This window comes from Ulvibacterium sp. (genome assembly GCF_965248315.1).
GTDB lineage: Bacteria > Bacteroidota > Bacteroidia > Flavobacteriales > Flavobacteriaceae > Ulvibacterium.
Genome location: NZ_CBDFIX010000002.1, coordinates 2681049 through 2704201, shown reverse-complemented (window position 1 = coordinate 2704201; position 23153 = coordinate 2681049). Strand labels below are relative to the sequence as shown.

At 39.9% G+C, this 23153-nt stretch carries 27 protein-coding genes; 24 read left to right on the top strand and 3 right to left on the bottom strand.

Annotated features, from left to right (window positions below; translation table 11 throughout):
* Positions 1–26: 26 nt before the first annotated feature.
* The 3 genes from recF to ACP2AF_RS13310 are packed head-to-tail and all read left to right on the top strand — an operon-like array spanning position 27 to position 1823.
* On the top strand, positions 27–1121 hold the full coding sequence (gene recF / locus ACP2AF_RS13320) for a DNA replication/repair protein RecF (protein ID WP_425236641.1): 1095 nt from the start codon (positions 27–29) through the stop codon (positions 1119–1121).
* Entirely contained in the window at positions 1108–1527 is a 420-nt protein-coding gene (locus ACP2AF_RS13315; RefSeq protein ID WP_425236640.1) for a hypothetical protein, read from the top strand. Before recF ends, ACP2AF_RS13315 begins: the two co-directional genes overlap by 14 nt.
* On the top strand, positions 1527–1823 hold the full coding sequence (locus ACP2AF_RS13310) for a DUF721 domain-containing protein (protein WP_425236639.1): 297 nt from the start codon (positions 1527–1529) through the stop codon (positions 1821–1823). Before ACP2AF_RS13315 ends, ACP2AF_RS13310 begins: the two co-directional genes overlap by 1 nt.
* A 42-nt stretch (positions 1824–1865) precedes the next feature.
* Here ACP2AF_RS13310 and ACP2AF_RS13305 read toward each other — a convergent pair whose 3' ends face one another.
* A complete protein-coding gene (locus ACP2AF_RS13305) occupies positions 1866–2285 on the bottom strand; it encodes a nucleoside-diphosphate kinase (RefSeq protein ID WP_425236638.1) in 420 nt (139 codons plus the stop codon).
* Between the two features lie 107 nt (positions 2286–2392).
* Between ACP2AF_RS13305 and ACP2AF_RS13300 the strand changes: the two genes are divergently transcribed.
* The 3 genes from ACP2AF_RS13300 (at position 2393) to ACP2AF_RS13290 (ending at position 5310) form a co-directional block, all read left to right on the top strand.
* The gene (locus ACP2AF_RS13300; RefSeq protein WP_425236637.1) at positions 2393–3409 is read left to right on the top strand and encodes a DHH family phosphoesterase; all 1017 of its coding nucleotides are present in this window, start codon (positions 2393–2395) and stop codon (positions 3407–3409) included.
* Positions 3406–3954 carry a gliding motility-associated peptidyl-prolyl isomerase GldI gene (gldI, locus tag ACP2AF_RS13295; protein ID WP_425236636.1) on the top strand — a complete coding sequence of 183 codons (549 nt, stop codon included), beginning with the start codon at positions 3406–3408 and terminating at the stop codon, positions 3952–3954. The genes ACP2AF_RS13300 and gldI overlap by 4 nt, the downstream gene beginning before the upstream one ends.
* 243 nt (positions 3955–4197) lie before the next feature.
* A complete protein-coding gene (locus ACP2AF_RS13290; RefSeq protein ID WP_425236635.1) occupies positions 4198–5310 on the top strand; it encodes a peptidylprolyl isomerase in 1113 nt (370 codons plus the stop codon).
* A gap of 70 nt (positions 5311–5380) precedes the next feature.
* On the opposite strand, the gene ACP2AF_RS13285 is transcribed toward ACP2AF_RS13290, so the two are convergent.
* Both ACP2AF_RS13285 and ACP2AF_RS13280 read right to left on the bottom strand, forming a co-directional pair.
* Positions 5381–5851, bottom strand: a complete 471-nt coding sequence (locus ACP2AF_RS13285) for a CBS domain-containing protein (protein ID WP_425236634.1) — start codon at positions 5849–5851, stop codon at positions 5381–5383.
* Positions 5852–5953: 102 nt separating this feature from the next.
* Positions 5954–7426, bottom strand: coding sequence for an aminoacyl-histidine dipeptidase (locus ACP2AF_RS13280; protein WP_425236633.1), 1473 nt, complete (start codon positions 7424–7426; stop codon positions 5954–5956).
* Positions 7427–7489: 63 nt separating this feature from the next.
* On the opposite strand from ACP2AF_RS13280, the gene ACP2AF_RS13275 reads away from it, so the two are divergent.
* The 18 genes from ACP2AF_RS13275 (at position 7490) to ACP2AF_RS13190 (ending at position 23144) form a co-directional block, all read left to right on the top strand.
* On the top strand, positions 7490–8563 hold the full coding sequence (locus tag ACP2AF_RS13275) for a DUF3810 domain-containing protein (protein WP_425236632.1): 1074 nt from the start codon (positions 7490–7492) through the stop codon (positions 8561–8563).
* Positions 8564–8682: 119 nt separating this feature from the next.
* The gene (locus ACP2AF_RS13270; RefSeq protein ID WP_425236631.1) at positions 8683–8913 is read left to right on the top strand and encodes a PH domain-containing protein; all 231 of its coding nucleotides are present in this window, start codon (positions 8683–8685) and stop codon (positions 8911–8913) included.
* Between the two features lie 301 nt (positions 8914–9214).
* Positions 9215–9904, top strand: a complete 690-nt coding sequence (locus tag ACP2AF_RS13265) for a toxin-antitoxin system YwqK family antitoxin (protein ID WP_425236630.1) — start codon at positions 9215–9217, stop codon at positions 9902–9904.
* Between the two features lie 67 nt (positions 9905–9971).
* Entirely contained in the window at positions 9972–11147 is a 1176-nt protein-coding gene (locus ACP2AF_RS13260) for a hypothetical protein (protein WP_425236629.1), read from the top strand.
* The gene (locus ACP2AF_RS13255) at positions 11125–11496 is read left to right on the top strand and encodes a hypothetical protein (RefSeq protein ID WP_425236628.1); all 372 of its coding nucleotides are present in this window, start codon (positions 11125–11127) and stop codon (positions 11494–11496) included. The genes ACP2AF_RS13260 and ACP2AF_RS13255 overlap by 23 nt, the downstream gene beginning before the upstream one ends.
* Positions 11480–11959 carry a PulJ/GspJ family protein gene (locus ACP2AF_RS13250; RefSeq protein ID WP_425236627.1) on the top strand — a complete coding sequence of 160 codons (480 nt, stop codon included), beginning with the start codon at positions 11480–11482 and terminating at the stop codon, positions 11957–11959. The genes ACP2AF_RS13255 and ACP2AF_RS13250 overlap by 17 nt, the downstream gene beginning before the upstream one ends.
* The gene (locus tag ACP2AF_RS13245) at positions 11949–13088 is read left to right on the top strand and encodes a type II secretion system F family protein (RefSeq protein WP_425236626.1); all 1140 of its coding nucleotides are present in this window, start codon (positions 11949–11951) and stop codon (positions 13086–13088) included. Before ACP2AF_RS13250 ends, ACP2AF_RS13245 begins: the two co-directional genes overlap by 11 nt.
* 44 nt (positions 13089–13132) lie before the next feature.
* Positions 13133–13573, top strand: coding sequence for a type IV pilin protein (locus ACP2AF_RS13240; RefSeq protein ID WP_425236625.1), 441 nt, complete (start codon positions 13133–13135; stop codon positions 13571–13573).
* Between the two features lie 4 nt (positions 13574–13577).
* The gene (locus ACP2AF_RS13235; RefSeq protein ID WP_425236624.1) at positions 13578–14063 is read left to right on the top strand and encodes a hypothetical protein; all 486 of its coding nucleotides are present in this window, start codon (positions 13578–13580) and stop codon (positions 14061–14063) included.
* 11 nt (positions 14064–14074) lie between these two features.
* Positions 14075–15493 (top strand): GspE/PulE family protein, encoded by a 1419-nt coding sequence (locus ACP2AF_RS13230; protein ID WP_425236623.1) that lies wholly within the window; start codon positions 14075–14077, stop codon positions 15491–15493.
* Entirely contained in the window at positions 15493–17418 is a 1926-nt protein-coding gene (locus tag ACP2AF_RS13225) for a type II secretion system protein GspD (protein ID WP_425236622.1), read from the top strand. Before ACP2AF_RS13230 ends, ACP2AF_RS13225 begins: the two co-directional genes overlap by 1 nt.
* Positions 17419–17510: 92 nt before the next feature.
* A complete protein-coding gene (locus tag ACP2AF_RS13220) occupies positions 17511–18614 on the top strand; it encodes a PilN domain-containing protein (protein WP_425236621.1) in 1104 nt (367 codons plus the stop codon).
* Positions 18607–19134 carry a hypothetical protein gene (locus ACP2AF_RS13215; RefSeq protein WP_425236620.1) on the top strand — a complete coding sequence of 176 codons (528 nt, stop codon included), beginning with the start codon at positions 18607–18609 and terminating at the stop codon, positions 19132–19134. The genes ACP2AF_RS13220 and ACP2AF_RS13215 overlap by 8 nt, the downstream gene beginning before the upstream one ends.
* The gene (locus ACP2AF_RS13210) at positions 19118–20077 is read left to right on the top strand and encodes a hypothetical protein (RefSeq protein WP_425236619.1); all 960 of its coding nucleotides are present in this window, start codon (positions 19118–19120) and stop codon (positions 20075–20077) included. Before ACP2AF_RS13215 ends, ACP2AF_RS13210 begins: the two co-directional genes overlap by 17 nt.
* Complete coding sequence (locus tag ACP2AF_RS13205) at positions 20078–20554, top strand: hypothetical protein (RefSeq protein ID WP_425236618.1); 477 nt, start codon at positions 20078–20080, stop codon at positions 20552–20554.
* 59 nt (positions 20555–20613) lie between these two features.
* Positions 20614–21150, top strand: a complete 537-nt coding sequence (locus tag ACP2AF_RS13200) for an OmpH family outer membrane protein (protein WP_425236617.1) — start codon at positions 20614–20616, stop codon at positions 21148–21150.
* Positions 21151–21570: 420 nt separating this feature from the next.
* Positions 21571–22515: a hypothetical protein gene (locus tag ACP2AF_RS13195; RefSeq protein WP_425236616.1), complete on the top strand. Its 945-nt coding sequence runs from the start codon at positions 21571–21573 to the stop codon at positions 22513–22515.
* 35 nt (positions 22516–22550) lie between these two features.
* On the top strand, positions 22551–23144 hold the full coding sequence (locus ACP2AF_RS13190) for a hypothetical protein (protein WP_425236615.1): 594 nt from the start codon (positions 22551–22553) through the stop codon (positions 23142–23144).
* The last annotated feature ends 9 nt before the right edge of the window (positions 23145–23153 follow it).

Sequence of the window (23153 nt, the reverse complement as noted above, 5' to 3'; positions counted from 1 at the left end):
GTCAAAAATATCCACGAGTTTTCCCTATGTTTTTGAAAAAGTTATCACTTATAAACTATAAAAACTTTGAATCCAGGAATTTCGAGTTCGATACCAAAATCAACTGTTTTGTTGGTAGCAATGGAGTTGGAAAGACCAATATTCTGGATGCAATTTACCATCTTTCTTTTGGGAAAAGCTATTTCAATCCCATAACCACGCAGAATATAAGGCACAATGAGGATTTTTTTGTGATTGATGGTGAATTTGAGAAAAATCAAAGAGCGGAAAAAATTGTCTGTAGTTTTAAGAAAGGGACCAAAAAAATCATAAAGCGCAACGGCAAAATTTACGATCGCCTATCCGATCATATTGGTTTATTGCCCTTGGTGATAATATCTCCAGCGGATAGGGACCTCATACTTGAGGGCAGCGACACACGTAGAAAATTTATGGACGGGGTCATTTCCCAATCCGATAAGGAATACCTACATCAACTCTTAAAATACAACAAGGTTCTTTTGCAGCGCAATTCATTGTTGAAATATTTTACCGCGAATCAGACCTTTGATCCCGGAACACTTCAAATTTATAATGAGCAACTGCATGCCCTAGGGACAGGGATTTTTGAAAAAAGGCAGGCCTTTATGGAGGCGTTCATCCCCATATTCCAAGAGCAGTACAAAGAGATTTCTGGAGGAGTGGAAATGGTGAACCTTATATATGAAAGTAAATTACATGGAAATAGCCTGTTAGAACTTCTGCAGCGCAATCTAGAGCGGGACCGGATGTTGCAATACACGAGCGTAGGCGCCCATAAAGATGATCTCGGTTTTAAGATTGCCGAATACCCGGTCAAGAAATTTGGGAGCCAGGGGCAGCAAAAGTCATTTTTGATCGCTTTAAAGTTCGCCCAATTTCATTTTATTAAAGAACAAGCTAAAACAACACCAATTTTGCTATTGGACGATATTTTTGACAAATTGGATGAAACTCGGGTAGCCCATATCGTAGCCTTAGTGGACAATGAAAATTTTAGGCAGATATTCATTAGTGATACCCATGCCGAACGTACCGAAGAAGTTGTTAAAAATATACACCAGACGTATAAAATCTTTAAATTGAAGGATGAGGGTAGTTAGTATTCTGACATTTGTTTATCTGATAATTGGATGTTCCGATACGTTGTCCAAAGAAGATTTAAACCAACTAAATGGTTACTGGGAAATTGCGAAAGTTTCCTTTAGCGATGGAAACACAAAGGAATATAAAGTGAGTACCAGTATCGATTTCATTAAAATTGACAGTTTAAAAGGTTATCGCAAAAAGGTACAGCCCAAATTTGACGGTACTTTTGATACCTCCAACGATGCCGAATTTTTTCTGATCAAAGAACAAAACGGAGAGTTTATTCTTCATTACAAAAATGATTTGAGTGAATGGAAGGAGACAATTCTTGAAGTTTCGAGAGATAACTTTTCGGTATCCAACGAAGCAGGCATAACGTATGCGTATAAGCGGTTTAATCCGATTAATGTGAAAAAGTAATGGCAAAACGAAATAATACGGGGCTTCCCATGGGTGAGGCGTTAAGGGAATTCATAAAGGAGAACCGTCTTGAAAAGGGGATGGACCGGGTAAGTGCCAGAGAAGCTTGGAAAAGTGTAATGGGCAAAGGCGTAAACAATTATACCAACGCAATTGAACTACGTAACGAAACACTCTTCGTATCGCTATCGTCTTCTGTACTCCGAGAGGAATTGAGTCTTGGAAAATCAAAGATTATAGTAATGCTCAATGAAGAATTGGGAAAAGAAGTTATAAAGAAATTAGTACTAAGGTAGAAGCCCGATTTATATTGCTCGGCCAGTAGTAGGGTCCTAAAATTAGTATATCTCTCTTCCCGAAAAATGAAATGCACTTTCTATTGCCGCATTTTCATCGCTATCCGAACCGTGCACCGCATTCTCCGCAATGTCCGTAGCATATAATTTACGAATAGTGCCCTCTGCCGCCTCTGCCGGGTTTGTTGCCCCAATAAGTGCCCTAAAATCCTCGACCGCATTTTCCTTCTCCAATATGGCGGAAACAATAGGACCGCGGGTCATGAAGTTTACCAGCTCCCCAAAAAAAGGCCGTTCCTTATGAATGGCATAAAATTCTTGGGCGTCCCGTCTGCTCATTTGCGTATATTTCATGGCCACAATCTTAAAACCAGCGGAGGTAATCTTTTCAAGTATTGCGCCGATATGGCCATTTTCCACCGCATCCGGTTTTAGCATTGTAAAGGTTCTATTCGAAATCATTTGTAAAATTTTGCGCAAAAATACGCTTTTCCCACCAACCTACAACTTTTTAGGTTTTCATTACCATACAAGTGGGGTTTCATCAATATTATCGTATCTTTGCGCGCATGAATTTAGAGGATATTAATGCCATCAAGAAATTGCTGTCCGTACCTCAAAAAATCGTTATCGTTCCCCACAAAAACCCCGATGGCGATGCTATAGGATCTACCTTGGCCCTATGGCATTATCTACAAAACAAAGGGCAACAGGCCACCGTAATCTCTCCCAACGATTATCCGAAATTTTTAAAATGGATGCCGGGAAACGAATATATCCTTAACTACGAAAAAGAAAATCGCCAGGCCAAAAGGAAATTAAATGAAGCTTCCATAATCTTTACCCTGGATTTTAACCATTTGGGCAGAGTAGGCCAATTGGAAGAGCCCTTGGAAAACTCAAATGCAGAGTTCATTATGATCGATCATCATCAAGAACCATCGGATTATGCGAATATCACGTATTCCGACGTCTCCATGAGCTCTACTTGTGAGATGGTGTATAACTTTATAGAGTCTTTAGGGGACACCTCTGATATTACAACTGAAATCGCCAACTGTTTGTATACCGGCATCATGACGGACACTGGGTCTTTCGCATTCCCTCCTACCACAAGCCGGACCCATAGAATTGTTGCCAACCTCATTGATAAGGGTGCCGAGAATAGTAATATACACAATGAAGTTTTTAATACAAATACCCCGAGTAGACTTCATTTGTTGGGTTGCGCACTTAAAAATTTGGTCATCCTGGAGGAATTCAATACCGTATATATAACATTGAGCCAAGAGGAATTGGATAGTAACAACTTTAAAAAAGGGGATACGGAAGGGTTTGTCAATTACGGATTGACACTGGATGAAATTGTATTCGCCGTTATTTTCATTGAGAATAAGGAAGAAGGTATCATCAAGATTTCATTTCGTTCCGAGGGTGACTTTTTAGTGAACGAATTTGCCAGCAGTCATTTTAGCGGTGGAGGGCACAACAATGCGGCTGGAGGAAGAAGCGATCTTTCTATGCAGGATACGGTTTCCCGCTTCAAATCCCTGCTCAAAAACTACAAGAACAAACTTAATCCATGAAGTACTTGTCGTTTGTATTAATAGCGTCCGTTATCCTGGGTTGTGGAGGTCCCGAACCCCGAAGACCTGTCCAAGCCAAAACGGGCAGTTTCTTTAAAGAGTCCATTGAACGTAGTAAGGAACTTTTAGCGGCCGAAGAAAAGTTAATCGCCAACATTGTCGTCAAGGACAGCTTTCATGATTATAATCAGAGTGCCAGTGGTTCCTGGTATTTTTATGAAGCATTAAATGAAAATTCCGAATATAAACCGCAGCCGGACGATCTGGTCACCATGACCTACAATGTTCTAAGTTTAACCAATGACACCATTTATTCAGCAGAGGAAATTGGTGTGGTAAAATATAAAGTGGACAAACAGGGACTTTTTCCTGGGCTCCGAAACAGTGTAAAATTGTTGAAGGAAAAAGAAACGGCTACATTTCTATATCCTTCTTCCTTGGCCTATGGTTATCACGGCGACAATGATAAGATAGGGGTCAATGTGCCCTTAAAATCCACCCTATCCATACTAAAAATTGAGAGACAGAAAGATAGCTTGGAATAAAAAACGAAGCAAAAAATTAGAAATACGAAATAAGGTATGAAGTTTTAAGTATATAATTACAAATGCCGATTACCGAACACTGACAACTAACAACGGTCAACCGATTACTGATTACTGATTACTGATTACTGATTACTGATTACTGATTACTGATTACTGATTACTGATTACTGATTACTGATTACTGATTACTGATTACTGATTACTGATTACTGATTACTGAAAATAACCAAAATCTGAAAAATGAAAAAAGTCAATTTTTTAATAACCTTGGCCTTACTTCTTGCAAGTTGCAAAAGTCAATACGCCGATTTGGGCGATGGTCTTTTTGCCGATATCAAAACAAACAAGGGCGATATCATAGTGGAGTTGGAATATGAGAAAACGCCGGTAACCGTTGCTAATTTTGTCTCCTTGGCCGAAGGCACCAGTCCTTTTGTAAACGATTCTTTCAAAGGGAAAAAGTATTATGATGGGGTTATTTTTCACAGGGTCATTAAGGATTTTATGATTCAAGGTGGAGATCCCACAGGCCTAGGTAGTGGTAGTCCCGGATACAAATTTAAGAATGAAATTCACGATTCCTTACGTCATTATAAAGCCGGAATCCTTTCCATGGCCAATGCAGGGCCCGGAACCAATGGTAGCCAATTTTTCATCACCCATAAGGAAACTCCTTTTTTGGACGGAAGGCATACGGTTTTCGGTGAGGTTGCCGTAGGAATGGACGTAGTGGATTCCATTGCCAATGTTAAGACCGCCACGGTCCCACAAAAAGACAAACCCGTTGAGGATGTGGTTATGAAAACCATAGAGATTATCAGAAACGGTAGGGATGCCAAAGATTTTGATGCCGTACAAGTAATGACAGATTATTTTGAGGAGGAGGAAGCAAAAATTGCGGCATTTGAAAAGATGAAAACCGATTTTGCAACGGAATTGGCTACACAAAGGGAACAAGCCAAGGAATTGCCTTCCGGTCTTAAGGTTATAATTCTAAAAGAAGGTGAGGGCGAGAAACCCAAGATAGGACAAAAAGTAAATGTCTTCTATGCGGGCCACTTGCAAAATGGCGACCTTTTCGATAGCAATTATGAAGACGTTGCCATAAAGTTCAATAAGTTCGATCAACAAAGAAAACTAGGTAGGGGATATGAGGCCATACCCATGGATTATAGCCCCGAAGCAAGATTAATCCCAGGTTTTAAAGAAGGCCTAATGACTATGAAAGTAGGGGATAAGATACGTGTGTTCATCCCTCCCCATTTAGGTTACGGAGCAGCTGGGGCTGGAGGTGTAATTCCTCCTAACGCGGATTTGGTTTTTGATCTGGAGATTACGGGAATAGTACAATAATTTCAAATAGCAATAGTAAACAGTTGAAAGTGCCTCAATGCGCAGGTACTTTCAACTAACTTCAAAAGACTTATTGCTTACCCCAGTTTTGTGATTTCAACCTTATGGTAGCCTTCAAAATATCCTTTTGGGAAATCTGGCCTACCAATTTACCATCTTGGACAATGGGAAACCGTCTCCTTTTCTCGTTGAGGAACTTCTGGGCAGCATCAAAAATATTCATGTTCCCGTCTATTGTCTTCACTCCCTTGACCATACTGTGCTCTACCCTGTTCTTTTCCAAAGGCATATTGTAATACCGGCTTTCGCTTATGTGTTTTATACAGTCGCCCTCTGAGATAATGCCCACTAGTTCGTCCTTTTCATTAACAACGGGACCCCCAGATATTCGGTTCTTTATCAGGGCATCTATGACTTCCTCCACCGACTGTTCCGGCCTAAAGGTTATCAACTTTCTTGTCATGTAATCACTAACCTTTAGTGGAACGTTCTCTTCCAATTTCTGATGTTTTCTAGCACCTCGAAAGCTTTTGATTCCCATGATATTCGTTTTTTTGGATTTACCTAAAGTTACTGAATTTCAATGAATTAATCAACAAATAGTTAAATGTAGTCCTAAGCTTAGATTCTTGGAAAAAGAATGTTAACGGTTGCTTTTTAGGGGAATATCCTTCAATATCTCCTTTGTGAAATTCCAAAATTTTTCAACGGACGAAACACTTACTCGTTCATCCGGTGAATGTGCTCCCTTTATTGTAGGTCCATAGCTTATCATATCCATCTCTGGATAGTTCTGCCCAAGGATACCACATTCCAATCCCGCATGGCAGGCCACTACCTTAGGTTCTTCATTGAAGAGGTTTTTGTAGTTTTTAACCAATACCTTTAAAATTTCGGAATTCGGATCGGGCTGCCAACCCGGATAATTCCCTTTAAAATCGACCTTACATCCCGCAAGTTCAAAAGTGGCCTTCAACATATGGGCCAAATCCATTTTGGAGGAATCTATCGAGGATCGGGTAAGACACCCGATAAGAATACGTCCCTTTTTCACTTCAACCTTGGCAATATTGTTAGAAGTCTCCGTTAAACCCTCAAATGTTGCGTTCATGGTATAAACTCCGTTATGGGCGGCATACATGCCTTTCAAAAGCTTTTCTTGCGCCCCCAGTCCCATGACCTTTTTAGGAGAGGTCTTTAGTTCTTTTAGCTCTATTTGTAAATTTGGTTCCGTAATTTGGAATTCCTGTATAATATCCCGTTTTAGTTCCTTAAATGTGATTTCCAAATCTTTGGCCTGTGACTTATCTACGACCACTTTTGCAAAACTTTCCCTTGGAATTGCATTCCGAAGCCCTCCACCATCTATCTCCGAAATGCGTATATGATATTGCTCCGAACAATGGTAAAGCAATCGATTCATAATCTTGTTGGCATTTCCAAGACCTTTATGTATATCCATTCCACTGTGGCCGCCCAGTAGGCCATTTACCTCAATTCTGTAGGTTACCACCCCTCTTGGAATCGGTTTTTCGTTGTACTCCCTTGTTGCCGTTACATCGATACCTCCTGCACAACCAATATCAATTTCATCATCATCCTCCGTATCCAAATTCAATAATATTTCTCCTTGGAGAACATCGCCCTCCAAAGCCATAGCTCCTGTCATCCCGGTTTCCTCATCTATGGTAAAAAGGGCTTCCAGGCGCGGATGGGGAATATCCGTACTTTCCATTAAAGCCATTATGGTCGCTACTCCAATACCGTTATCCGCGCCTAGGGTAGTACCTTTTGCCCGGACCCAATCCCTATCTACAAACATTTGAATGCCCTGGCTATCAAAATCAAAATCGACGTCAGCATTTTTTTGATGGACCATATCCAAATGGGATTGTAGGGTCACGGTTTTTCGGTTTTCCATTCCCTTTGTAGCTGGTTTCCGAATGATTACATTGCCTACCTTATCCGCAAAGGTTTCCAGCCCCAGGGAATTTCCAAAATCCATCATAAATTGTATGACTCTATCCTCTTTTTTGGAAGGTCGGGGTACTGCATTCAAATCGGTAAAATTATTCCAAATGGAAAGAGGCTCCAATTCTTGTATCGCTTCGTTCATGGGGTAAAACTGTTTAGCCCTCAAAAGTACGGATAGAAAAAGGAATTCGCTACTTTTGGAGTGATGAAGAATAGGTTAAAAAATGGTATTGCCATTGCTTTGATTCCCCAAATCATTATGGTAAAGGTATTAGGCGCTTATCCTGAGTTCATAGAAACCTATTACAGCGAAGGCCTCTATCCCCGGATTTCCAAATTCTTTAGATGGATGTTTGGTTGGGTTCCTTTCTCGGTCGGAGATCTTCTCTATTTTTCATTGATTTTTTTTGCTGTTCGTTATCTTATCGTCAAACGAAAGCATATCAGGAAGAATCTAAAATCCTTTTTTCGGGATGTGATCATGGTACTTTCCACGGCCTATTTCACGTTTCACCTACTATGGGGATTCAACTATTACCGGCAACCCATAGTAGAGAAGTTAGGCTTACCGGAATCCCATACCAAAAAAGAACTTGTTACTCTAATAGAGGAGCTTACCGTCCAGACCAATGCACTACAATTAACCATCACCAAGGACTCCACACAGCGGGTAGAGATTCCGTATACAAAGCAGGAGATTTTTGAAAAAACTATTACAGGGTATCAAAAATTAGAAAAATCCTTACCTTTTTTATCCTATAACAGCCCTAGTATCAAAACCTCTTTGTTCAGCACGGGATTGACCTATATGGGTTACGGGGGGTACCTAAATCCATTTACGAACGAAGGTCAGGTAAATGGTAGACTGCCTAATTTTAGGTTTCCCGTGGTGGCCGGGCATGAAATTGGCCATCAGGTTGGATACTCTGCCGAGAACGACACCAACTTTATTGGATACTTAGTTACGGCATCCAACGACGACCTTTATTTTCAATATTCCGCTTCGGCCTACGCACTGGGGTATTGTCTATCCGAACTCAAAAGAAGGGACGAAGCCATTTTTGAAAAGTTTTATACGCAATTGCATCCCGGTGTTCAAGGAAATTTTCGTGAAATGGCCGAATTCTGGCAACAATTTGAGAACCCCTTGGAACCCATTTTTAAATCCATTTTTGATTCCTTTCTTAAGGCGAATAGTCAAGTAGAAGGTATTAAAAGTTACAATGCCGTGGTGGCGTTGCTGGTAAATTACCATAAGGAAAACCCTTTGAAAAACTAGGGTCAGTTCAACTTTTAAAAGTTGAAAAATAGAATTTAAATGTGCGTAAATACCCATCAAAGATAGGCATTGGTTTAATTGTTTTCATTTTGTCGGTTCTTTTGGGGACTTCTATATTAATGGTTAACGCTAAGGAATGGATAGGATTGGATATCCATTTTTTAATACTGGCATTGGTTGCATACACTTTTAAGTCCACACACTACATTATTTACCATAAAGTCCTAAAAATCAGGTGTGGTTTCTTTTTCAACAAAACTATCGCCATTGATACCATTTACAAAATATCTGAAAGCCATAATCCTGTAAGTGCTCCGGCCGCTTCCTTGGACAGACTTGAACTTTTTTGATAGTCAAAATAAGTCGGTTTTGGTTTCACCCATGGAGAAGCAGAATTTTGTAGACCATCTCATTCGATTAAATGTCCAAATCGAATTCAAAAAGCCCTGACATTTTCTTAACATCTGAGTCAAGAGTGAAAATCTAAAGGTCTCTTTTGCCCTTTTTTGTATAAGTCTGTTTAAAATTTGAATTTTTCCACCTTTAAAACGAACTGAAGACTGGACATCCAAAAATAGAATTGACGAAAAAGATTCTGGTATTACTTTTATTTTTTGCTACATTAGCATTCAATCCCTCGAAACCACTCTTATGAAATTTTATTTTCACACACTTGTTGTGTCGTTTATTTTGCTATATCCGAATAAGAACCCGCAGCGCAAAATAATCTCCGACAGCGAATTCAGCTACACATTTTATGTTTCCCCTAAGGAAACCAATGTTAAAAATTCAAGACATTACTATTGGTACAAGTCCGGTGAAATTCATTCTTCCCAAGGGGGCAGTTCGGGAAATTTGTTGCATGGCGAATTTACCAAGAGCTATAAGAACAATAATCTTGCAGAAAAAGGAAGCTTCAGAAACGGGCTTAAAAACAGTGTTTGGAAAAGATGGTTTAAAAATGGGCAACTTTATGAAATTGCTTATTGGAAGAATGGTTTGCGTTCAGGAGATTATCTGCAATTTTCAGAAAATGGCCAAGTATCCATCCAAGGTCAATATAAGAATGATAGGAAACATGGTACTTGGATCAATGTACCAACACGGGACACCTTACACTATAAAAAGGGCACAAAACTAGAGAGTCCAAAAAAGACCCTTTTAAAAAAGGTCGGGGGATTCTTTAGGGGCGTATTCGGCAAAAAAGAAAAAGATAGCCTACAAAACCATCAAGAACCGACACAGAAAAAATTCAAGCCCCCAAAACCGAAAAAAAAGAAAGCCCTAAAGGGTAAAAAGGACAAAACGCAAAAGCAAGGAAAGGTAAAAGATCAACTGTAATTCATAGATAATGGTACAGGCTGGGTCTTTATTATATGCGGTATACGTGTGCTTGCTAATTTCTGTCTTGAGCGCTGCGCTCATCTTCATTTTTAATTGTAATCTGGAGATTTCTGCACGACAGGCGGTTCAATCCGACCTTATCGATCTCTGTGAGTCCTGTATTGACTTCTACCTTTCGGATTCCGAAAACTTTGTCGATTTTAAGTCCGAAAAACAAGATCTATTTGATAATGGCCTCATTTGTGAATTTTCCAAAAAAAGATGGGGCTCCTACACCAAATTAACGGTAAAGGCTTTCTTCAAGAAAGATACCATTCAAAAAAGCGCATTTGTTGGACCCCGGGGAGACAAGGATATGCAGGCACTTGTGGTATGCGACTGGGACAAACCGCTAAAGGTATCTGGCTCCACTATTATTAAAGGAAATATGAAAATCCCGGCAACGGGATACAAAATCGTAAATATCCTCGGGAACAACCAATTGAACAAACCCATTCTTAAAGGGAGTATCGCGAGGTCTTCCCAATTGCTCCCGGAAATCTCAATGCCAATTCCCGAAGGCATGGATAAGACAGGTACAAGAACAGGCCTTTCCAAAATTGACAAAAGGCACCTCGTTTATAATGGTTTTGGCAAAAGACCTTTAATCATCGAACTTGAAAAAGGCGAACAACTGAACAGCTTGTCGTTCAAAGGAAACATAGTCATTAAATCTGTCGATACACTGTACATAAGTAGTTCAACGAAGATAGAAGATGTTATCGTTCAAGCTCCTAAAATAATTATAGGAAACGGTTTTGAGGGTCGTGCCCAGTTCTTTGCGGCAAACGAAATTTTTGTAGAAGAGGAGGTGCTATTGGCATATCCATCCAGTCTAGTCGTAACATCGGGCGATGTCTTATCTGAAAAAAAAATCACCTTGTCAGAGGATAGCAGGGTCTACGGAGGAATTGCAATACATGCCGCTACATTCGATGAAAAGGAAAAAAATAAAATGATTGTCCACGAAAATGCGTTGGTCATGGGAACACTTTACTGTAATGGTAAATTGCAGTTGGAAGGCCATGTATTGGGAACCGTTTATGCCCATAAACTCCAACTGGAAACCAAAAGCGGCACGTATGACGATGTCTTGCTCAATGTTTCGATCGATGCCCTAAATGTGCCTAAGGGATTTATACATCTACCACTTTTCAAACAACAGGAAAAAAATACCTATGGAATCATTAAGACGCTATAAGAAAGGGTACCTAAAGGCTAGTTCATTGATTGAATCGGTCATAGCCATTGCCATAATTACCACTTGCCTGTTGGTTGCACTACAGCTGTATATCACTGTTTTAGAGGGCCGACCGACCACAAATGATCATCGACTTAAATTCCAAGTAGACCAATTGGTTTCGGAAATGAAATTAGACCCCAGTTTTTATTCGGAAATCCATGATTTTCAAACCTATACCATACGAAAATCCGTAACCGCCCACAATAGCCGGGAGGCCTTAAAAAGGGTAAGCTATGCCATACAAGGGCAATCGGACACTATTACTTATCACTATTTAATATTAAAAGAGGATGAAAACCAACCTTAACGCATTCACCATCTTGGAGGTATTGATGAACATCGTGATCATGTCGATTATCATCGGTATGGTATATTTTGTCTATTCCTCATTTTCCAAACAGATTTCTTTCTATCGAATGGATGTTGCGGAAGAAAACGCACTAAACAGTTTTTACCTGCGCTTAAAAACCGATTTTTTCCAGACCGATAAAATCATCGGCTCCACCAAGTCTTTTGAAGCCATAATGTATGATAACACCAAAATCTTTTATAAAGTTGAAAAGGGCTATCTATATCGAATACAGAATGGTAATCGGGACAGCCTAAAAATCAAAAAATTGGATGTTTCTTCCAAACCATATCGCGAGACCCAAGAAAAATTAATAGAAAAAGTGCGGCTCACCACTATACTTTTTGAAACGCCTCTAGAGTTAACGTTCGCCAAAGGGTATCCAAGCATACTAGAATATAAGACGGATTATGGGAATTGATATCAGCAAAATAAATGCCAAGGCAGAGGTAGAAAAACCTTCAAATACTTTTTCCTTTGACGTTCTCAACAAGGAATTTAGTTGGTCCAAAAAAATTGGGGCCAAGCAACGGGAAGCATTGTACAAAGACTTCTATACCTTGCTTAATGCTGGGGTGGACTTTAGCAGTGCATTAGATATTTTGTCCAATCAGCAAAGAAAGAAAACCATTAAAGTATTGATTCTAGAAATCAAGGCCCAAATTATCAACGGGCGAAGTTTCCATGAAGCATTGCGGGATACAGGACATTTTTCCGCTTATGAATGTTTCAGTATAAAAATTGGCGAAGAGACCAAAAAGCTTCCTTTGGTCCTGATCGAACTGCATAAATATTTTAATAGGCAATTAAAGCTTCGTAAGCAAATTATTTCGGCCATTACATATCCCGTTTTTATACTGACACTAACGGTGGGCGTCCTCTATTTTATGCTTACCTATGTAGTACCCATGTTTAAATCGGTTTTTAATCAGTTTGATGCCGAATTACCCAAATTAACTGAATATATCATCGCCCTATCCGAAAAATTCCCTACCATCTTTTTGGTGTTCATTGGAATGGTCTTGCTGTTTGTCGCCATTTTTAAAGTTTATGGAAAAAATAAAACGTTTCGCTCCTACAAATCCAAGATTCTTTTAAGAATACCCTACTTCGGGAAATTGGCAAAACTAATTTTCCTGGCCAGATTCTGCCAATTTTTGGATTTATTGCTCACCTCTAAAACCCCGCTCACCGATTCCCTGGATATGGTAAAAAAAATCATAGGTTTTTATCCAATCGAAAGCTCTATAGAGCCTATTAGAAAAGACATTGTCAAAGGGTCTTCCTTTTCACAGGCCATGTCCAAACATCCCATTTATGGGTACAAATTAATCTCTATGATAGAGGTGGCCGAAAATATTAACGAGTTGGATACCATGTTTTCAAGGTTGGCCAACGAATATGACGAGGAAGTAGAGCATAGGACCAAAATGATCGGAGTGGTATTGGAACCCATAATCATCATTTTTATCGGTCTAATCGTTGGGGTAATCATGGTGGCTATGTACGCCCCCATGTTCGATTTAAGTAAAATTATCAACGGAGGATAAACCTCATAGGAAATAGTATAGTTATTAAACCAAAAAAAATCATCATGAGTCAAAAGATGAGAAATTTTCGACCTATAAATAAGAAAGGCAGGTATTTTGCCAAAGCTTATTCCATGACAGAAATCTTGATTGTATTATGTATCATCGGAATTTTATTGCTGATGGTACTGCCGAGTCAGACCTCTGTTATTTCACAGGCCAAATCCATTGAGGCCCAAAGCATGCTCAACCATCTTTATGGATTACAAAAAAATCATTTTTACCGCTACTCTCGATATTCGGACGATTTTGAGGAAATAGGTTTCGAGCCCGCACCTACCATAAACGAAGGAGGGCAAGCAGTCTACAAAATTGAGATTATTGAGGCCTCTACAAATTCGTTCAGGGCAACGGCTACCTCGTTATCCGATTTCGATGACGATGGCAGTTTTAATACCTGGGAAATTGACAACAAAAAGTCATTGAGGGAAACCGTAAAAGACTAAATGGATGGAGGTTTTTCTAGAAATGGTTCTTTTTGTCCTGTTACTTCTTGTTTTTTTTCAAGACATGAGGTACAGGGCCATACATGTGGCCTTACCATTGGTGATAGCTCTATTAGGGATGGTTCTCTTTTTCATAAAAAACTATCCCGTATGGATTCTATGGCATACCTTTTTGTTCCTGGTACTGACCTGCTCGGGGCTCTATGTATACCTCTCGTTCAAAGCAAAAAAACTTGTAAATCCCTTCATATCCATTGGAGAAGGGGATTTTCTTCTATTTTTTGCGGTCATACCCTTTTTTTCCACTTCCAATTATATCCTGTTTTTCATTACGGGAATGCTCTTTTCAATGTTCGCATTCTTCATAATCAGGGCAATTACCAAAACAAATCTGGTGCCTTTGGCGGGGCTTCTGGCCTTATATATGGTATTGTTGAAGTGTATTGCCCATATCACCGATCTCGATTTTTTTGAAACCAACCTTGTTTGACAAACCCACTGATGACATCAGAAATAGCATTGACCGTTGAAGAACAGCAAGTGATCAATTCAGATCTTGCCCATAATTATGGGATTATCCCTAAAGAAATGGATGAATCCGCAATTGATTTTTTTGTAGACCGGTCAAAGTTATTCGATACGTTATCCGATGAATTGGAATTGATTCTCGGTAAAAAGGTAAAACTCCATCCTACACCATCGGAAACCATTACCAAGGCCTTGTCACAATACTACAGAAGGGCAAGGGATTCCTCTGCCGATACAGAAGCCGATCAAAATTTTAAGGTTTCCTCCCAAGACTTTTTACAGGACCTCATTTTTGAAGCAAAAGCCATAGGAAGTAGTGATATTCATTTTGAAGTCTTTAAATCTGATGCCCGCATACGATACAGAATAGACGGAAAGCTTATTGAAAAATACAAGATAGAGAAGGAGAATTACCTGGAACTGGTCAATAAGGTAAAAATCAAATCAAATCTTGATATCACGGAAAAAAGATTGCCGCAGGACGGTAGGATCAACTATGATGATTTTGATATACGAGTATCCATTCTTCCCATACTACATGGCGAAAAAATCGTAATGCGTATTCTGGGAAGGGACACGGACCACCTGAGTATCGATAAGCTTGGAATGACCGCTATGGAGAAAAAATTATATCTACAAGCACTTAAAGCGTCCAAGGGAATCATTTTGATCAGTGGGCCCACAGGTTCCGGTAAAACAACCACCTTATATTCCAGTCTAAAACTATTGAACGATATCAAAACGAATATTGTGACCGTTGAGGATCCCATCGAATACACCTTAAAGGGTATCAATCAGGTTCAACTTCGGGAGGATATCGGTTTAACGTTTACCAGTGCCCTTAGGACTTTTCTAAGACAAGATCCGGATATCATAATGCTTGGGGAAATTAGGGACGGCACTACCGCAGAAATGGCAATAAGGGCCAGTTTAACAGGGCATTTGGTACTGTCCACTATCCATACCAATTCTGCCTTGGGAACCATCTCAAGGCTTGTGGATATGGGGGTTCCTTCATTTTTAATTGCAGAAACCTTAAAGATATCCGTGGCCCAGCGTCTGGTACGCAAACTTTGCAACACCTGCAAGATATCCCATGAAACGATAGAGGAGGAATATGATAACGACGCTTTCAAACACCTTTCAAGACATTGGAGCCCCAAGGGCTGCGAAAAGTGTTACTATACCGGATATAGTGGTCGCACCGCCATTTACGAGGTAATCCCAGTAGATTTGGCACTTTCACAGGAAATCAAGAAAAACACCTCTTCCCTGGAGTCTTTCGTATCCAAAAATAATATTTCAAGACTGCCCGATAAGGCCCTGCAATTGGTAGAAAACGGAACGACCTCAATAGAGGAAGTGTACTCCATTATAATTGAAGCCCAATAATGAAAAAAAAGATAGGCATAATCTGTATGTTGTTTGTGGGCTTAGCGTTCCCCCAGGACCAGACCCAAACATTGGAAGAGTTATTCGATGAAATAGCCAAAGAAAGACCGGGACTAGAAGAACTAACGGAATTGGATGTCTCGGGACTGACCCTTTTCGAAATTATCACTTCCCTGGCAGAGGAACATCGGTTGAACGTAAGTGCCGATCCAGGCCTTTCGGAAATGGTCGTGAGCAATTTCTTCGATGTAAAGGTAAAGGACGTTTATATTTTCCTCTCTAAAAAACACCATCTCGATGTTGGATACATGAATGAAATCATAACGTTCAAAAAGCGGGAAGTGACAAAAGAGGTTCCCAAGGAAAAACCAAAAAAGCCAATCGATATATCCTTCAATCAAGCCAATGATTTTTTATCGGTAAAGCTAAAGAATGATTCCCTGCCTTTGGTCGCGGAACGGATTACCGAACTTTCCAATAAGAATATCGTTTTGGCACCGGAAGTGAAAGCCATGAAAGTATCGGCCTATATCATCAATAGACCATTTGACCAAGTAATTGAGATGATTGCCCGCTCCAATCAATTGGTTGCTTCCATAGATGATAATGGCTTTTATTTTTTATCCAAGGATTTGGAAGTGAATGCTGCAGCCAATCCAGGGCAGAGAATCCCATCAAGTCGTAGAGGGTCCACCAGAAATGGCCAAGCCACCAATTTTTCTGCCGGTGAACTACAGATAGATTTGAACGAGCAAGGCTTTTTAACCATAAGGGCCTATGAAATAGATGTTACCACAATTATCTCCAAGGCTTCGGATTTGTTGAACATTAATTACTTTCTGTATGACAAACCCGACGAGGTAATAACCACCTTTTATTCGGACAGTATCGATTTTGATAGTCTATTGGACCATGTTTTTAAAGGATCAAGATATACCTCCAAAAAACTAAAGGACCTGTACCTCATAGGGCTCCAAACGACAGAGGGGCTTAGGGAAACGGAACTGATACAGTTGGAGAACCGGACTATTGAAACCGTTTTGAATACCCTGCCCAAAGCATACGTGCAAGACGTGGAGATGCAGGAGTTTGTAGAGCTCAACGGAATTTTAGTATCCGGGTCAAAACCTATTTTAGAGGAACTGAAACAGGTAATTCGACAATTGGATAAGGTAGTACCCTTGGTACAAATAGAGGTGCTCATCGTACAGTATCAAAAAGGATATGATATTCAGACGGGCATACAAGGCATCTTGAATGAAGAGGGAAGTACTGTGCAGACCGAAGGTGTATTGTTCCCAACGGTGGATGCAACGGTAAATTCTACATCGCTTAACAAGCTCATCGATGCCTTTAACGGTTTGGGTATCATTAATATAGGGAAGGTAGCTGAAAACTTTTATGCCAACCTTAGTGCACTGGAAAACAACTCGATCATTCAACTTAAATCCACTCCTAAGATTGCGACGCTGAGCGGTCATAAAGCCAACGTATCCATCGGAGAGACCAACTATTATTTTGAACAGACCAATCGATTGATCAATTCGGGTATCAACGATAACATCCTGCAATCCGGTCAATGGAAGCCTACAGAGGCCAACCTTAGTGTAGATATTCTACCCTATGTTTCCAAGGACGAACATATTACCTTGAACATTGTCGTGGAAAAAAGTGCCTTTCTGGGGAGGGCCGGCGAAAACGCTCCTCCCGGAAAATCTACCCAAAAGTTCGAGTCCCTAATTCGGGTCAAGAATAATGAAATGATCTTGTTAGGGGGGCTGGATGAACTGGAAAAAGAAAACTCGGGAACCGGAACTCCGTTCTTATCAAGAATCCCTGTAATCAAATGGTTTTTTAGTAGTAAACGAAGAGCAAGGGAAAAATCAAAACTACATGTATTCATTAAGCCAACCTTAGTGTATTGATGGTTGAAAAGATATTACATAGGATAATCACTGGTAACCGATTTCTTTGCATCGAAGTCTTTCTCCAGGAAGATAGATCACAATATAATGTCATGGAAGTATTGCGAAAGGGCAACGCTTTATCCATTGATTCTACGAAAACCTATACCAGTTTTGATGAGCTTTTGGAAAACGTCCCTAGGAATAGGCCAACTTTGTTATCCTTTACGGGACAAGGAATTATTTCCAAAAAAGTAGAGAATACCGAGAATTACCGTTCCAAATTATTGTTTAATGCCAGTGATAACGATTTTTATTGGTATGAACTGCGTCATTCAATGCATATCTATGTCTCCGTAGTGCGCAAATCGGTAATCGATGATAAAATCGAAACGTTTAGGAAACTAGGGGTTTTTATTGTGGATATCAGTATAGGACCCCTGGTTGTTTCCGTAATGAAGCCTTTGTTGCCTATTGTGAATTCCTTGCGCACCCGGTATTTTATACTCGATTTTCAAAATGATAGGATATGTGGCTTTACCAAACATGGGAATACCGATGATCAGACCTTTTATGAAATTGATGGGGATAAAATTCGGTCAAAGGACACTGTTCCGTTTGCCACGCTTTTAAACCATCTTTTTCCCCATTCGGACATCGAATTTGAGAAGGGATTTCTTAAGGGCAATACAGAGGAATTCAGGTTTAGAAAAGCATTCAATGGCCTCGGTGTTGTGGCTCTGCCCAGTTTTCTGCTGGTCCTTTTGGCTAGTTACCTACTATTGGGCCACTACCAACAAGCTTATATCAACCTCCAAGTGGAACTTGAGGAAAAAAACATTGCCTACAAAAAATTGGTATTGCTCGAAAACGATAGGGACAATAAAGAAGCAATGTTAAACGAATCGGGTTTGAACGATAGTAACTTCTTAAGTTTTTATCTATCGGAAATCACCAAAGATATCCCCCCAGAAATATACCTGAACGAACTGGATATTTTTGCCCCTAAGTCCAAAATTAAACCCGGCCAACGAATCAATTTCATCAACGATCGGGTAGAAATTAAGGGGGTTACCTCTTCCAATAATGCCTTTGCCGACTGGATCAAGGCCATTAAAAAATATCACTGGATCGAGAACCTGGAGATTGTAGATTTTCGGAAAGAGGGTGCGAGCAGTAGTTTCGAAATACGATTAAAACTGAAGTTCAATGTTTGAAAACATCACGTATAAGAAAAAGTTTCTCGTGTTGATCGTGTTATTGATCGTTTTGGCGATTACCGGCTACAAGAGATCCTTCTCATTGACTATTGACGCCTATGACAACCTGCAGTCTTCCCGATTAAAACTGGCCGAGGTAAGCAACTCCCGACAAAAAATTGCCGCTTTAAAGAACGAAGTGGCCTATTTGGATCAGGTCATCGGAAAAGAGGCGGCAAACGCCGATGTGGTACAACAAGAAATCCTGAATACGTTCAATCGGATTGAAAATGAATCAGATCTGGTAAAATTGGAGGAAATCCACATAGCCAATAACGATTATTTTAACATCTATACCAATCAGTTGATCCTTTCTGGAGGATACAAGGATTTATTGGAAGCCACGTACCAATACGAAAAGGAATTCGATTATTCCCGCGTAGTGAGCCTAAAGTTCTTTGTGGAAAAAGAACCCAGGAGCGGAAGAAAAAAATTGTTCGAACAGCTAATATTTCAGAATTATGAAAAAATCAAATAAAGGGCTTTACCTTGTCCTTGCCTTATTTTGCTTTCAGTGCGACGATATTTTGGAAGAAGACATTTCTGACGACATTATTTCCATTATTGCCCCGATGGATGGAGCAGCAATTGAGGGAAATGTTGTACAACTACGGTGGAGAGCTTTGGATGGTGCCGATGACTATCGCCTGCAGGTTATGACCGGTAATGGCCAGTTTATTATACTGGATTCCTTGATCAATAGAACATTGTTCAACTATCAAATAGAACCGGGAACGTATAGGTGGCGGGTTCGCGGAGAAAACTTTGCCTACTTTACACCCTATACCTTTGAATCGGCCTTTTCCGTGGTAGCTTCCTTGGATCTTACCAATCAGATAATCACTTTGGAGTCCCCTGAAGATAATAGGTATGTGAACAATGCGGCGATGAACTTTTCGTGGCAACTCATCAGCACCGCGGACACCTATGAATTTGAAATACTTCAAGCAAACGAATCGGGCGAAACATCGGTATTTAAAGATGCAAATCTGGTCGAATCTTCCATCACTATAGGAGAAGGGATAGTCACCGCGGATGCTGAATACATTTGGCAGGTAAAAGCCATGAATAGTAGTAGTATGACCCGTTTTTTTCGTAGAACCTTTTTCCTGGACACCCAAGACCCTCCGGTCCCTACCTTAAGTACGCCAACCACAGATCAAATGTTCGCCACTACCGATGAAGTGAGCTTTACCTGGAGTTTTATGGACACTGGAGAAGTGCAATCCGCAATTACGGGAACCATAGAAATCTCATCAGATGAGAATTTTAGTACCATTTCGTTGACCGACACCAATGGCAACGGGGAATTTTCAAGTACCTTTTCCTCTGCGGACACCTATTACTGGAGAGTTAGGGGCACCGATGCCGCAGGTAATACTGGGGAAAATAGTGCAACAGGCTCCTTCATTGTGAATTAGATGGACAAAAAGAAACTAAACACGCTATTGATTATTGCAGTTTCCTGCATCTGGGGTATTGTACTATACAGGTTTATCGCTCCATATTTTACAAAGACCGAAATTCCATTCATTGCGGAAGTTCCCACAAAACTTCAAGTTGCAAAAATTAGAAAAAAAGATACGGTAGCCCTAAGTTTTCCCGAACGGGATCCCTTTCTGGGAAAAACAGTTACCAAAACAAAAACGCCTGTAAAAAAAAAGCTGAAAAAAAGGCCCAGAACGATTTCAAAACCTGTTCTATGGCCCAAAATAGAGTATTTGGGATTTGTAAAATCCAGTAATAACAAGAGCCGGTTGGGGTTGGTACGGATAGACGGGAAATTGTATCGTGTAAATACAAACACGGAAGTAAACGGCCTTAGGATAAAGAAAATTGCCAACGATGTAATGATCATCTTGAACGGAAAAGAAGAACGACATTTTAAGAAGAATTGAACTATTAGTAAATAATCGATATTTTTCTTTTATAAAAGAAAAATATCCGATATATTTGAATGTTTCCCCAACTCCCCATAGTAGTGAACTATAGATTTATTTTTAGTATTACTATTTGCAATACGGTAATCCTTCTTGCTCTAGTGGCCTTTATATGGGTCAAGTTTTCCCACGAAAAAAGAGAAATAGTATATATAGATAATATAAGACTGTTCAACGGTTTTAATATGACAAAGGACCTGAACAAAATCAATGGCGATAAAATAAAGAAACAGAAAAAAAAATTGGATAGTCTATATATAATCTATGATATTTTCCGGGATAACGACCAAACGGATAAACTAGAAGCATTAGGCACACAATTGAGAAACGAAGATCAAGTATTGAATGCTATGAACAAACGCTTTTCCAATGAGATAAGTCAGACCGTATGGAACCGCTTAAACACCTATGTAGACGAATATAGCACGGCAAATGACTATAAAATAGTATTGGGTACTCAGGGTAACGGTAATGTGATGTATGCCCAAAAAGAAAAAGATATCACGGATCAGGTATTGAACTATTCCAATAGCCGCTATGAAGGAGAGCAGTAGGACGTACAAAACAATGATAACAATTTAATCAAATTTTTATACGCATCATATAATTGTAATACTCTTAATTTTTTAATTTTTAGTTCCCCCGACTATGCCAAAAATACAGACTTCACACGTACTTTTCCGTACAATCTCCTATTGTATTGAAAATACCCGGAACAGCATCCCCAATTTAGGGGAAGTTTCCAGAATTTTAAATAATACCAACTTTCCGGTCGACTTGGATGTAATTCCAAAAAATTCGGAATATAATCTCAATAAGTTGCAGGGTTGCTTGAAAAAATGGAAGAACCCGCCCACTATATTTTACAACGAAAAAAGAACACGACCTTTTGGAAACACCTAAAAAAAGCATAAAAAATGATGTGCAACCGATACTTTGAAAACCTATAAACTAAATAACCTGAACACCTAATTATGAGAACACTACTTGTATTATTTTTTCTTGTCACCGGCATTTCATTCGGACAAGATGATTTGTTGATCAATGGAACACCGGTAACGGTTATTTCCCATGCACAGGATGCCGGGTCTTTTGAGATTCAGGATAATGGCAACACGATCAAGATCGACGGGGACGCCTGGAAAAAGACGGAGCTAAACTACAGCGTGACCGAGAATACCATTCTGGAATTTGATGTTAGAATCGTTGGACTAGGCGAAATACACGGTATTTTGTTTGACAATGACAATGCTATAGGGAATTTTGACCGGACCCGTATGTTTCAAGTAGCAGGTAGCCAGAATTGGGGGTTATCTGATTTTCAAAATTATACGGGTACGGATTGGGTTTCCTTTCGGATTCCAGTCGGGGATTTTTTTACCGGTGATTTTACCTACTTGGTTTTCGTGGCGAATAAGGATAACGATCCCGATACGCAACAAAGCTTCTATCGCAATATTAGGTTATTTGAAAACGGAGTCGAGCCAACTTCACAACCCACCGCATGGATCGTAAACGGCAATGATATCCACTTTAATTCTGGGAATGTCGGTGTTGGGACCAGTACTCCGGATGCTCCGCTTACCATTAAAGGAAGAATACATGCCGAAGAAGTGAAAGTAGATCTCTCCGTTCCCGCACCGGACTACGTCTTTCATAAAGAATATAGACTGAACACCCTACGCGAAGTCGAGAATTTCATTAGGGAAAATGGACACCTGCCCAATATACCTTCGGCGGAAGATATGGAAAGGCACGGCGTGGAACTGGGAAATATGGAAATGAAACTTCTTGAGAAAATTGAAGAACTCACCCTCTACGTTATTGAGCTAAACCAGACTTTGGAATTGCAGGGAAAGACGAACCGGGAACTCCATAAACGGTTGAAAAAGATGGAATCGATTCTATACCAAGAATAGTTTTTAACATACTAAATAAAGTTAAAAACACTTTGATGAAGAGTTCCCCGACTATACTTCTGATTATTCTAGTAGTGCTTATTTCCAATGGTTGTAAGACAGATACAGACTTGGGCAAAACCTATGAATCGTACAAATTCTTCAATTTGGAACGTGCCGGATGGAAATCCATGTCCATTTCCCAGAGTTTTTCCAATATCTCCTATACGGCCACTTTGGTTCCTATTCAATATTACATGGTTAAAAATGAAGGCCCGGAGGATCCTTACAGAATCGATTCCATGTATCAGGCCCATAAAACCCAACGGGTAATAGAAATGGAATTTCGTCATGAATCAAAGGATGATCTTTTTAAATCCCAGTATTCCAATTTGGATTATGAATCCGCGGTAAAGTATATGGCCTTTTCCATAGAAAAGGATTTCATGGCCGTTACCCGGTCAGGAGACTCGATCAATTGTTCCGGGGTCACATTTGAGCGAAATTTTAAACTAGCGCCCTTTAAAAGATTGCTACTGCATTTTGGAAATATTCCTGAGAACGAGCAATTGCAACTGGTCTATCAAGACGGGCTTTTCGGGAACGGAATCATAAAATTTAAGTTTAAAGAAACCCCATTGAAGTTATAACCCTGCTAT

Excerpts from the sequence above, each read along its gene's own strand:
- ACP2AF_RS13265 (WP_425236630.1), top strand. The coding sequence starts at position 9,215 with ATGAAATTTTATTTTCACACACTTGTTGTGTCGTTTATTTTGCTATAT.
- ACP2AF_RS13275 (WP_425236632.1), top strand. The coding sequence starts at position 7,490 with ATGAAGAATAGGTTAAAAAATGGTATTGCCATTGCTTTGATTCCCCAA.
- ACP2AF_RS13310 (WP_425236639.1), top strand. The coding sequence starts at position 1,527 with ATGGCAAAACGAAATAATACGGGGCTTCCCATGGGTGAGGCGTTAAGG.
- ACP2AF_RS13215 (WP_425236620.1), top strand. The coding sequence starts at position 18,607 with ATGTTTGAAAACATCACGTATAAGAAAAAGTTTCTCGTGTTGATCGTG.
- ACP2AF_RS13190 (WP_425236615.1), top strand. The coding sequence starts at position 22,551 with ATGAAGAGTTCCCCGACTATACTTCTGATTATTCTAGTAGTGCTTATT.
- ACP2AF_RS13230 (WP_425236623.1), top strand. The coding sequence starts at position 14,075 with ATGACATCAGAAATAGCATTGACCGTTGAAGAACAGCAAGTGATCAAT.
- ACP2AF_RS13255 (WP_425236628.1), top strand. The coding sequence starts at position 11,125 with ATGGAATCATTAAGACGCTATAAGAAAGGGTACCTAAAGGCTAGTTCA.
- ACP2AF_RS13240 (WP_425236625.1), top strand. The coding sequence starts at position 13,133 with ATGAGTCAAAAGATGAGAAATTTTCGACCTATAAATAAGAAAGGCAGG.
- gldI (WP_425236636.1), top strand. The coding sequence starts at position 3,406 with ATGAAGTACTTGTCGTTTGTATTAATAGCGTCCGTTATCCTGGGTTGT.
- ACP2AF_RS13290 (WP_425236635.1), top strand. The coding sequence starts at position 4,198 with ATGAAAAAAGTCAATTTTTTAATAACCTTGGCCTTACTTCTTGCAAGT.
- ACP2AF_RS13200 (WP_425236617.1), top strand. The coding sequence starts at position 20,614 with ATGTTTCCCCAACTCCCCATAGTAGTGAACTATAGATTTATTTTTAGT.
- ACP2AF_RS13205 (WP_425236618.1), top strand. The coding sequence starts at position 20,078 with ATGGACAAAAAGAAACTAAACACGCTATTGATTATTGCAGTTTCCTGC.
- ACP2AF_RS13210 (WP_425236619.1), top strand. The coding sequence starts at position 19,118 with ATGAAAAAATCAAATAAAGGGCTTTACCTTGTCCTTGCCTTATTTTGC.
- ACP2AF_RS13270 (WP_425236631.1), top strand. The coding sequence starts at position 8,683 with ATGGTTAACGCTAAGGAATGGATAGGATTGGATATCCATTTTTTAATA.
- ACP2AF_RS13280 (WP_425236633.1), bottom strand. The coding sequence starts at position 7,426 with ATGAACGAAGCGATACAAGAATTGGAGCCTCTTTCCATTTGGAATAAT.
- ACP2AF_RS13305 (WP_425236638.1), bottom strand. The coding sequence starts at position 2,285 with ATGATTTCGAATAGAACCTTTACAATGCTAAAACCGGATGCGGTGGAA.
- ACP2AF_RS13250 (WP_425236627.1), top strand. The coding sequence starts at position 11,480 with ATGAAAACCAACCTTAACGCATTCACCATCTTGGAGGTATTGATGAAC.
- recF (WP_425236641.1), top strand. The coding sequence starts at position 27 with ATGTTTTTGAAAAAGTTATCACTTATAAACTATAAAAACTTTGAATCC.
- ACP2AF_RS13245 (WP_425236626.1), top strand. The coding sequence starts at position 11,949 with ATGGGAATTGATATCAGCAAAATAAATGCCAAGGCAGAGGTAGAAAAA.
- ACP2AF_RS13220 (WP_425236621.1), top strand. The coding sequence starts at position 17,511 with ATGGAAGTATTGCGAAAGGGCAACGCTTTATCCATTGATTCTACGAAA.
- ACP2AF_RS13235 (WP_425236624.1), top strand. The coding sequence starts at position 13,578 with ATGGAGGTTTTTCTAGAAATGGTTCTTTTTGTCCTGTTACTTCTTGTT.
- ACP2AF_RS13225 (WP_425236622.1), top strand. The coding sequence starts at position 15,493 with ATGAAAAAAAAGATAGGCATAATCTGTATGTTGTTTGTGGGCTTAGCG.
- ACP2AF_RS13315 (WP_425236640.1), top strand. The coding sequence starts at position 1,108 with ATGAGGGTAGTTAGTATTCTGACATTTGTTTATCTGATAATTGGATGT.
- ACP2AF_RS13195 (WP_425236616.1), top strand. The coding sequence starts at position 21,571 with ATGAGAACACTACTTGTATTATTTTTTCTTGTCACCGGCATTTCATTC.
- ACP2AF_RS13300 (WP_425236637.1), top strand. The coding sequence starts at position 2,393 with ATGAATTTAGAGGATATTAATGCCATCAAGAAATTGCTGTCCGTACCT.
- ACP2AF_RS13285 (WP_425236634.1), bottom strand. The coding sequence starts at position 5,851 with ATGGGAATCAAAAGCTTTCGAGGTGCTAGAAAACATCAGAAATTGGAA.